9 protein-coding genes are annotated in these 9875 nt (G+C 67.6%); 8 read left to right on the top strand and 1 reads right to left on the bottom strand.

Translation table 11 applies throughout. From position 1 onward, the window contains the following. Positions 1-222 precede the first annotated feature (222 nt). Positions 223-1773: a tetratricopeptide repeat protein gene (locus tag ASE78_RS19020; protein ID WP_162236508.1), complete on the top strand. Its 1551-nt coding sequence runs from the start codon at positions 223-225 to the stop codon at positions 1771-1773. 56 nt (positions 1774-1829) lie between these two features. Next, positions 1830-3356, top strand: a complete 1527-nt coding sequence (locus ASE78_RS16480) for a trypsin-like peptidase domain-containing protein (RefSeq protein WP_235515118.1) — start codon at positions 1830-1832, stop codon at positions 3354-3356. A gap of 13 nt (positions 3357-3369) precedes the next feature. Here the strand turns inward: ASE78_RS16480 and ASE78_RS16475 are convergent, their stop codons facing one another. Further along, complete coding sequence (locus ASE78_RS16475; protein ID WP_164490765.1) at positions 3370-4083, bottom strand: dienelactone hydrolase family protein; 714 nt, start codon at positions 4081-4083, stop codon at positions 3370-3372. A gap of 247 nt (positions 4084-4330) precedes the next feature. On the opposite strand from ASE78_RS16475, the gene ASE78_RS16470 reads away from it, so the two are divergent. From ASE78_RS16470 to atpD, 6 genes are all read left to right on the top strand, one after another. After that, positions 4331-4900 carry a F0F1 ATP synthase subunit delta gene (locus ASE78_RS16470; RefSeq protein ID WP_056498577.1) on the top strand — a complete coding sequence of 190 codons (570 nt, stop codon included), beginning with the start codon at positions 4331-4333 and terminating at the stop codon, positions 4898-4900. A 3-nt stretch (positions 4901-4903) separates the two neighbouring features. Beyond that, positions 4904-6433 carry a F0F1 ATP synthase subunit alpha gene (gene atpA, locus ASE78_RS16465; RefSeq protein ID WP_055757670.1) on the top strand — a complete coding sequence of 510 codons (1530 nt, stop codon included), beginning with the start codon at positions 4904-4906 and terminating at the stop codon, positions 6431-6433. Positions 6434-6542: 109 nt separating this feature from the next. Beyond that, entirely contained in the window at positions 6543-7421 is an 879-nt protein-coding gene (locus tag ASE78_RS16460; protein WP_055757668.1) for a F0F1 ATP synthase subunit gamma, read from the top strand. Further along, positions 7418-7984 carry a hypothetical protein gene (locus ASE78_RS16455; protein ID WP_056498575.1) on the top strand — a complete coding sequence of 189 codons (567 nt, stop codon included), beginning with the start codon at positions 7418-7420 and terminating at the stop codon, positions 7982-7984. Before ASE78_RS16460 ends, ASE78_RS16455 begins: the two co-directional genes overlap by 4 nt. Beyond that, positions 7984-8370: a DUF4259 domain-containing protein gene (locus ASE78_RS16450; RefSeq protein ID WP_056498573.1), complete on the top strand. Its 387-nt coding sequence runs from the start codon at positions 7984-7986 to the stop codon at positions 8368-8370. Before ASE78_RS16455 ends, ASE78_RS16450 begins: the two co-directional genes overlap by 1 nt. A gap of 27 nt (positions 8371-8397) precedes the next feature. Further along, a complete protein-coding gene (atpD, locus tag ASE78_RS16445) occupies positions 8398-9870 on the top strand; it encodes a F0F1 ATP synthase subunit beta (RefSeq protein ID WP_056498571.1) in 1473 nt (490 codons plus the stop codon). Positions 9871-9875: the final 5 nt, after the last annotated feature.

Genomic DNA, 9875 nt, shown 5'->3' with positions numbered 1-9875 from the left:
CGCCTATTCGCCGCACGGCGGCGAGATGGCGACGCTGGCGGCCACCGTCATCAAGGCGATCGACGACACCGGGGCCACAGGCGCGCTCGCCAAATGGCGCGCGGCCGAAACGAAGCCGGAGAAACCCGCCGGCTGAACGCCCGTCGATCGCACCCGCCCGCAGCCGACTTGGCGGCGTCATGCCGCGCCGCTAATCCTTTCGGACGAGAAGACGGAGCGACGTTGATGATTCGCATGGGGTTGGCGGTATTGCTGGCGCTGTGGCCGGTGGCGGCACGGGCCGAATGGCATGAGGCGCGATCGGACCATTTCATCGTCTATGCCGACGATCCCGCAGCCGATGTCGCGCGCTATGCCGAGCGGCTCGAACGGTTCGACAAGGTGCTGCGGCAACTGACCAAGATGCCGTCCGAACCGATCGCGGTGCCGAACCGGGTGAACGTCTACGTCACCGGCGACCTGTCGACGATCAGCAAGCTTGTCGGACAGCGCAATGTCGCGGGCTTCTACATTCCGCGCGCGGCCGGATCGGTCGCGTTCGTGCCCGAACATGGCGGAAACGGCGGCACGAACGGCATCGATTCGCAACAGGTCCTGTTCCACGAATACACCCACCACTTCATGCTTTCGAACTGGGCCGAGGCCGCGTTTCCTGTGTGGTTCGTCGAAGGGTTCGCCGAGTTCTTCGCCCCCACCCGCCTGCGCGACGACGGATCGGTCGAGGTGGCGCGCCCGCCGATGTACCGCGCGCGCCAGTTCCAGACCGGCATGCCGGTGTCCGCCACCATGCTCCTGACCGGCGATACGACCACGATCGATCGCGGCGCGCTGTACGCCGGCGGCTGGGCGCTGACGCATATGTTGCTGCTCGATCCGACGCGGCGCGGACAGCTCGACCGGTTCATGCGCGCGATCGTGTCGGGGCAGAGCGCGGCGAAGGCGGCGGAGAATTTCAGCGACCTGAAACAGCTCGACCGCGATCTGTCGCGCTATGTCCGTTCGGGTCTGCGCTATTCGATCATGCCCGCGGGCGCGGTGTCCAAGGCCGACGTCAGCGTCCGCGCGCTGACCCCGGCCGAAGCGGCGATGATGCCGGTGCGCATCCGCTCGAAACGCGGCACCGACCGGACGCAGGCGCTGGCGCTGCTGCCGCTGGCCCGGCGCGCCGCCGCTCCCTATCCGAACGACGCAGCGGCGCAGGCGTTGCTCGCCGAGGTCGAGTTCCACGCCGGCAACTTCCCCATCGCCGAGGCGGCGGCGGCCCGTGCGATCGCTGCCGACCCCAAATCGATCGACGGACATATCCTGCTCGGCCGCGCACGGATGGTGCAGGCGCGCGCCGCGAGGGATGCCGCGCCCGAACGCTGGCGCAGCATCCGTCGGTCGTTCCTCGCGGCAAACACGATCGAGAACGACGATCCCGAACCGCTGCTGCTCTACTACCAGGCCTATCAGGTGCCGGGACAGGTCCCGACCGCCAACGCCCGCGACGCTCTGCTGCGCGCGCACCTGCTCGCGCCGCAGGACCGGGGATTGCGGATGCAGGCGGCGCGCGTCCTGCTGGAAACCGATCGCGCCGACGAGGCGCGCCGCGTGCTGGGACCCGTCGCCTATTCGCCGCATGGCGGGCGCAGCGGCGTCCTTGCCCAGCAACTGATCGCGGCGATCGACGCCGGCGGGGCGAAGGCGGCGCTGGCGCGCTGGCGTGGCACGCCCGCGCCCGCCGCCGCCGACGGCGAGGATGACGACGACAAGGACGCCAAGACCGGCTGACCCTTGCGCCGACGTCCGCTTTGCCCGAAACGGCGGCGCGAAACAGCGTTTGGGGAATGACGATGGTTCGGTGGCTGCTCGCATGGGCGCTGATGCTGGGCTTGGGCGCCGTACTGGCCCCGGCGGCGCGTGCCGACGACGTGTCGGCGGCGGCGCGCGGCGTGGTGCGCGTGCTGGCGATCGCAACGGTCGACGGCGAGATGGTCGACATCGAACACGGCACCGGCTTCGCGGTCGCGCCGAACCGGATCGTCACCAACGCCCATGTCGTCGAACTGCTCGAACGCTATCCGGGCGAAGCGGTGCTGGCGATCGTCCCCTCGGAGGGCGAGCGGTCGTACGAGGGCCGGCTGCTGCGGGTCGACACCGCGCGCGACCTCGCGCTGATCGAGGTGCGCGAGGTGCGCCTGCCGCCGCTTACCCTCTATACCGGGGCATTGGGCGAGGGCGATGCGTCGATCGCGCTCGGCTACCCCGGCAACGTCGATCTGGCGACGGCGCGCTCGGCCGACGATTTCGTGACGCCGACCGCGCCGGTCCGCTCGCAGGGCGTGCTGTCGGGCAATCGCAGGCTGGAGGGGACGGCGGTGCTGGTCCATACCGCCAGCATCGCGCGCGGCAATTCGGGCGGGCCGCTGCTCGACCGGTGCGGCCGGGTGCTCGGCGTCAATTCGGCGCTGACCCGCGGCGAGGAGGGAGACGCCAGCTTCGCCTTCGCCATCGCCGATAACGAACTCGTCGCCTTCCTGCGCGACGCCGGGCAACCGGTCGCGACGATCGCCACCCCCTGCGTCACCCTCGCCGATGCCGATGCGCGCGACCGGGCCGATGCCGAACGCCAGTCGGTCGAGGACCGCGAACGCGCCCGCGCCGCCGCCGAGCGCGCGCGTGAGGACCGGCTGGCCGCACTCGACACCGCGCGTGCCGACAATGCCGAGACACGCGAGAACATGATCGCGCTGGCGGCGCTGCTGCTGGCGTTGTCGGTGCTGGCGGCCGGAGGCGCTGGCCTGTTGGCCAGTCGCGGCGACACGCGCCGGGCGAGATGGGCGGCCGGCGGCGGGGCCGTGCTGCTCGCCGGCGCGATCATCGTGTTCGTGCTGCGCCCCGATTTCGATCCCGCCTCGGTCAAGGGGGGCGACGCCGCAACCGCCGCGACCCGCGCGACGCCGCTTGCCGGCGTACTGCAATGCACGTTGATGCCCGAACGCAGCCGGATCATCGTCTCGCCGGTCGAAACCGTCCGCTTCGACTGGCGCTCCGATGGCTGCATGAACCGCCGCACCCAATATGCCGAGGCGCCGGGCGGCGGCTGGGAGCGTATCCTCGTGCCCGGCGAGGATGCGACCGTCTCGGTCCTGCGCTTCGATCCTGTCAGCGGGAGCTATACCAACAGCCGCTATCTCCTGTCAGCCGAGGCGATGGAGCGCGCGCGAACCTTGCGCGGTCAGGTGCAGCAAAAGGCATGCGAGAGCGGCACCGGCGCCCGCGCCGCGCTGGCGACGCAGCAATCGGCGATCCGCACCGCGCTGCCGGCACAGGCCAACGAGCGGCTGGTCTATCGCTGCACCAGGGCGGGGTGATACCGGCCTCCGCTCAGGAAGAACGATCGATCTCGGACACGTCCATCCAACCGGCGCTTCTGGAGTTGGCGTCGAACAGCTCCAGCGTCCGCGCCCGCGCCAAGGCCGCGCTCTCGGGGTCATAATCCTTGCGCCGGTCCGAATTGAAGCCGTGCCCCGCGTCGTAGAGATGGATGGCGGCATTTGCCGGCGGGTGCTTCGCCAGCGCCTCGACCTTCTCAACCGGAATCCCCGCATCATGTCGTCCGAAATGGGCAATCGTCGGCACGCGCGGCACGTCGGTGCTGTCGGGGATCATGCTGCCGTAATAGGCCGATGCCGCCGCGATCCCGTCCACCCGCGCCGCCGCCGCCCACGCAACCGACCCGCCGTAGCAATAGCCGACGACGAACACCGGCTGGACACCCTCCAGCATCTCGACGCAGGTCGCGACATCGGCCACTGACTGGTCGAAGGGGTGAATCTTGCGCGCCAGTTCGATCGCACGGTCGAAGTCGGGGCCTTCATACCCGGCCTGAAACCCCGGCTGCTCGCGGTCGAACAGCGCGGGGGCCAGCACGAGATAGCCTTCCGCCGCATAACTGTCTGCCACCTCGCGGATATGGTCGGTCAGGCCGAAAATTTCCTGCACCACCACCACGCTGCCGCGCGGAAACCCGGCCGGTTCGGCGCGATAGACGTCGATCCCGGCACCGTCGGCCATCGTCATGCGCTGGATGTCGCCCATATCCCGTCCCCTCATCTCCGGTTCAGCTTCGGCCTACGGACGAGTCACCCGGCGGTTCCGCAAAGCTTGCGAAATGATGACACCGATGCTAGCGGGCGCACGACCCATCGGGGGCGCACGGGCCGATTCCAGCAGCCGCGAGACAGACTCGCGCCGCCGGACAAGGGGAGTGCCGCCCCCTTTCACGCATGGGACGACATCGTTGATCCCTCAACCCAAGGACGCGCGCGTGGAGACATCCAGCGGAATGACTGGCAACGTTACCGGCGGCGCTACCACGATTCAGGCGAGTCTGAGCGGCCGTTACGCCACCGCGCTGTTCGGTCTGGCGCAGGATCACGGCCAGGTGCAGGCGGTCGAGGCAAGCCTGAAGTCGCTCCAGGCGGGAATCGCCGAATCGGATGATCTCGCCGCGCTCATCAAGAGCCCGCTGATCGGCCGTGACGATGCCGCGCGCACCATCGCCGCGCTGGGCCCGGTGCTCGGCCTCGATCCCCTGACCGGCAATTTCCTCGGCGTGCTGGCGCAGAACCGCCGTCTGGGCGACCTGCCCGCGATCATCCGCGCCTTTCGCGATCTTGCCGCGCGCCAGCGTGGCGAGACGAACGCCGAAGTCACTTCGGCCCACCCGCTCGACGACGGGCAGGTCGATGCGCTGAAACAGCAGCTTCGCCACCGCGTCGGCCGCGAGGTCGCGATCGACCTCAAGGTGGACCCCTCGCTCTTGGGCGGCCTGATCGTGAAGATCGGCAGCCAGATGATCGACAGCTCGATCAAGACCCGTCTGAACACGCTCGCGCACGCGATGAAAGGTTAAGTCATGGATATCCGCGCCGCAGAAATCTCGAAGGTCATCCGTGACCAGATCGCCAACTTCGGCACCGAAGCACAGGTGTCCGAAGTCGGCCAGGTGCTGTCGGTCGGCGACGGCATCGCCCGCATCCACGGGCTCGACAACGTCCAGGCGGGCGAGATGGTCGAGTTCGGCGGCGGCATCCAGGGCATGGCGCTGAACCTCGAGGCCGACAACGTCGGCGTCGTGATCTTCGGGTCCGACTCGTCGATCAAGGAAGGCGACACCGTCAAGCGCACCGGCACCATCGTCGACGTGCCGGTCGGCAAGGGCCTGCTCGGCCGCGTGGTCGACGGTCTGGGCAATCCGATCGACGGTAAGGGCCCGATCGTCAGCGACCAGCGCAGCCGCGTCGACGTGAAGGCGCCGGGCATCATCCCGCGCACCTCGGTCCACGAACCGATGCAGTCGGGGCTGAAGGCGATCGACGCGCTCGTGCCGGTCGGCCGTGGCCAGCGCGAACTCATCATCGGCGATCGCCAGACCGGCAAGTCGGCGGTTGCGATCGACACCTTCATCAACCAGAAGGCGGCGAACGCCGGCACTGACGAGAAGAAGAAGCTGTACTGCGTCTATGTCGCGGTCGGCCAGAAGCGCTCGACCGTCGCGCAGCTCGTCCGCACGCTGGAGGAAAACGGCGCGATGGAATATTCCATCGTCATCGCCGCCACCGCGTCGGACCCCGCGCCGCTCCAGTATCTGGCGCCCTACACCGGCACCGCGATGGGCGAGTATTTCCGCGACAACGGCATGCACGCGCTGATCGTGTTCGACGATCTGTCGAAGCAGGCCGTCGCCTATCGCCAGATGTCGCTGCTGCTGCGCCGTCCGCCGGGCCGTGAAGCCTATCCGGGCGACGTGTTCTATCTCCACAGCCGCCTGCTCGAGCGCGCCGCCAAGATGTCGGATGCGAACGGCGGCGGGTCGCTCACCGCGCTCCCGATCATCGAGACGCAGGCGGGCGACGTGTCGGCGTACATCCCGACCAACGTGATCTCGATCACCGACGGCCAGATCTTCCTCGAAACCGACCTGTTCTTCGCCGGCATCCGCCCCGCGATCAACGTCGGCCTCTCGGTCAGCCGCGTCGGTTCGGCCGCGCAGACCAAGGCGATGAAGAAGGTCGCAGGCAGCATCAAGCTGGAGCTGGCCCAGTATCGTGAAATGGCGGCGTTCGCGCAGTTCGGTTCGGACCTCGACGCCTCGACCCAGAAGCTGCTGAACCGCGGCGCGCGGCTGACCGAACTGCTCAAGCAGGCGCAGTTCAGCCCGATGCCGTTCGAGGAGCAGGTCGCGTCGATCTTCGCTGGCACGCAAGGGTATCTCGACAAGGTGCCGGTGAACGACGTCACCCGCTATGAACAGGCGATGTTGTCGGACCTGCGCGCGAACCACGCAGGCGTCCTCACCAAGATCCGCGATACCAAGGATCTAGGCGATGAAGCCAAGTCGGGGCTGAAGGCGGCGCTCGACCAGTTCGCGAAGACCTTCGCGTAAATCCACTGTAGCCCTCTCTCCTTCNAAAGTGCGGGCCGCTCGGTAACGAGAAGCCCCCTCTCCCCGACCCTCTCCCCGCACGGCGGAGAGAGGGAGCAGGAAGAAGAATATGGCGTCGCTCAAGGCTCTCAAACTGCGGATCAACTCGGTCAAATCGACCCAGAAGATCACCAAGGCGATGAAGATGGTCGCCGCCGCGAAGCTGCGCCGCGCGCAGGAAGCGGCCGAGGCCGGTCGCCCCTATGCCAGCCGGGTCGAGCAGGTCGTAGCCAGCCTGGCGAGCACCGCGCAGATCACCGAGGGCAGCTCGCCGCTGCTCGCCGGTACGGGCCGCGATCAGGTTCATCTGTTCGTCGTCGCGACGTCGGACAAGGGGCTGGCCGGCGCGTTCAATTCGAACATCGCCCGCATGGCCCGCCGCCGCGCGCTCGAGCTGCAGGAGCAGGGCAAGACCGTCAAGTTCCTGACGATCGGCCGCAAGGGCCGCGCGGTGCTGGCGCGCCAGTTCCGCGACGGGTTCATCCATGCGGTCGAGCCGGGCGATCTGGGCAAGCTGACCTTCGCCGATGCCAAAGGCTATGCCGACGACCTGATCCGCCGCTACGAAGCGGGCGAGTTCGACGTCGCGCACCTGTTCTATGCCACGTTCAAGACGGTGCTGACGCAGGAGCCGACCGAGCAGCAACTCATCCCGGTCAAGATCCCGGCGCAGACCGGCGCGCCGGCCGCCGACGCGGTCGTCGAGTATGAGCCGAGCGAGGAAGCGATTCTCGACAGCCTGCTGCCGACCAACATCGCGGTCCAGATCTATCGTGCGATGAAGGAAAACGCCGCGTCGGAGCAGGGCTCGAAGATGACGGCGATGGACAATGCCACGCGCAACGCTGGCGACCTCATCAACCGGCTGACCATCGAGTACAACCGCACCCGTCAGGCGGCGATCACGACCGAGCTGGTCGAGATCATCTCGGGCGCCGAAGCGCTGTGACGAAGGCAGCCGTCCTGCTGGCGCTCGTCGCCATGCTGGCCGGCTGCGGCCAGCCGTCGCGCGAGGCCGAAAAGCCCCGCCCGACGCCGTCGCCGTTCGTCAGCGGCGGCTGGGCGACGGTGTTCGGCGATGCGCCCAAGGCGATCGAGTTGCTGAATTCGATGGGTTTTCGCCTGTCGGACTATGCCCCGACGCCAGCGGGCAGCCATGTCGCCCAGGCAATGGCGACCCCAATGGGCGACCCGTCGGTCAAGCCGGTCAACACCGCGCATCTGACGGTGAACGGCGATGCGCAGCGGATCGGGCGGATGGTTTTTTCGCTCGACATCGTGAATCTTGATGCCAGCCCGTTCGCAAAAGAACAGTTCGCCCGCTGGGTCGACCGGCCGCTGGCCAGTCTCGGCCTGCCAGGTCGTGACGAGATGAAGCGCGGCATCATGACCGAGAGTCCGGCGACGGGCACGCTTCCCGGTGCCGGCTACCAGATCATTCGCGAAAAGATCGACGGCGGTCGCCGTCTGGTCGTGACCTTTACCCGCCCCGTACCAGCGGAGCGCCGCTGATGGGTGCGTGGGGGGTTCAGTTCGACGAGTGCGACAGCACGCTCGATTTTCTCGGCGTGGTCGCGGACAGCCGCGACTGGAACGATGTCCGGTATCGCCTGCGTGACTATGTCGACAATGGCGGATATGACGAGGCGGAAGAGGCGATCGCCGCTCTCGAACTTGTCGCGGCGGCGCTGGGTCGGCCCGCCCCGCGGTTGAAGCCGGAACTGGCGGCATGGGCCGCCGGTCACGGCGATACAGCCGCAGCCGATCGGACGCTGGCGTCGAGTGCGCTGGATCTGGTCGAGAATGCCAGCGAATTGAACGAACTCTGGGCGGAGACGGACGAATACGCGGCATGGCAGGCAACGCTTGCCGACCTTCGTATGCGACTTCGGGCCTGAACAGTTGAGACTAGATAGGAAAGCATGATGGCAACCGCCGCAGACACCTACGCGCCCCAGGGCAGCACCAACCATACCGGCCGGATCAGCCAGGTCATCGGCGCGGTCGTCGACGTTTCGTTCGACGGCGAGCTGCCCGCGATCCTCTCCGCGCTGGAAACCGACAACAACGGCAACCGGCTCGTCCTCGAAGTCGCACAGCATCTGGGCGAGAGCACCGTCCGCACGATCGCGATGGACGCGACCGAGGGTCTGACCCGCGGTCAGGCGGTGCGCGACACCGGATCGCAGATCCGCGTGCCGGTCGGCCCCAAGACGCTCGGCCGCATCCTGAACGTCATTGGCGAGCCGATCGACGAGCGTGGCCCGGTCGGCGCGGAAACCACCGCCCCGATCCATGCATCGGCGCCGCTGTTCGTCGACCAGTCGACCGATTCATCGATCCTCGTCACCGGCATCAAGGTCATCGATCTGCTGGCCCCCTATGCAAAGGGCGGCAAGATCGGCCTGTTCGGCGGCGCGGGCGTCGGCAAGACGGTGCTCATTCAGGAACTTATCAACAACATCGCCAAGGGGCACGGCGGCACGTCGGTGTTCGCGGGCGTCGGTGAGCGTACCCGCGAGGGCAACGACCTCTATCACGAATTCCTCGACGCGGGCGTCATCGCCAAGGATGCCGACGGCAATCCGACCAGCGAGGGATCGAAGGTCGCGCTGGTATACGGCCAGATGAACGAGCCGCCGGGCGCGCGCGCGCGCGTCGCGCTGTCGGGCCTGACGATCGCCGAATATTTCCGCGACGTCGAGGGCCAGGACGTGCTGTTCTTCGTCGACAACATCTTCCGCTTCACCCAGGCAGGCTCGGAAGTGTCCGCGCTGCTCGGCCGCATTCCCTCGGCGGTGGGCTATCAGCCGACGCTGTCGACCGACATGGGCGCGCTGCAGGAACGCATTACCTCGACCAACAAGGGGTCGATCACCTCGGTGCAGGCGATCTACGTGCCCGCCGACGATCTGACCGATCCGGCGCCGGCCACCTCGTTTGCCCACCTCGACGCCACGACCGTGCTGAACCGCGCGATCTCCGAACTCGGCATCTATCCGGCGGTCGATCCGCTCGATTCGACCAGCCGCGTGCTGGAACCGCGCACGGTGGGTCAGGAGCATTACGACACGGCGCGCGCGGTGCAGTCGCTGCTCCAGCGCTACAAGTCGCTGCAGGACATCATCGCCATCCTCGGCATGGACGAGCTGAGCGAAGAGGATAAGGTCACGGTCGCCCGCGCCCGCAAGATCCAGAAGTTCCTCAGCCAGCCGTTCCACGTCGCCGAAGTCTTCACCGGCATCAGCGGCAAGTTTGTCGCGCTGGAAGACACGGTGAAGTCGTTCAAGGCAGTGGTCGAGGGCGAATACGATCACCTGCCCGAAAGCGCCTTCTACATGGTCGGCGGCATCGACGAAGCCGTCGCCAAGGCGCAGAAGATGGCGCAGGAAGCGTAAAGCGC

Source organism: Sphingomonas sp. Leaf25 (genome assembly GCF_001421635.1).
Taxonomy (GTDB): Bacteria; Pseudomonadota; Alphaproteobacteria; order Sphingomonadales; family Sphingomonadaceae; genus Sphingomonas.
The sequence above is the reverse complement of the archived record's forward strand: the minus strand, read 5'-3'. Positions and strand labels throughout refer to the sequence as shown.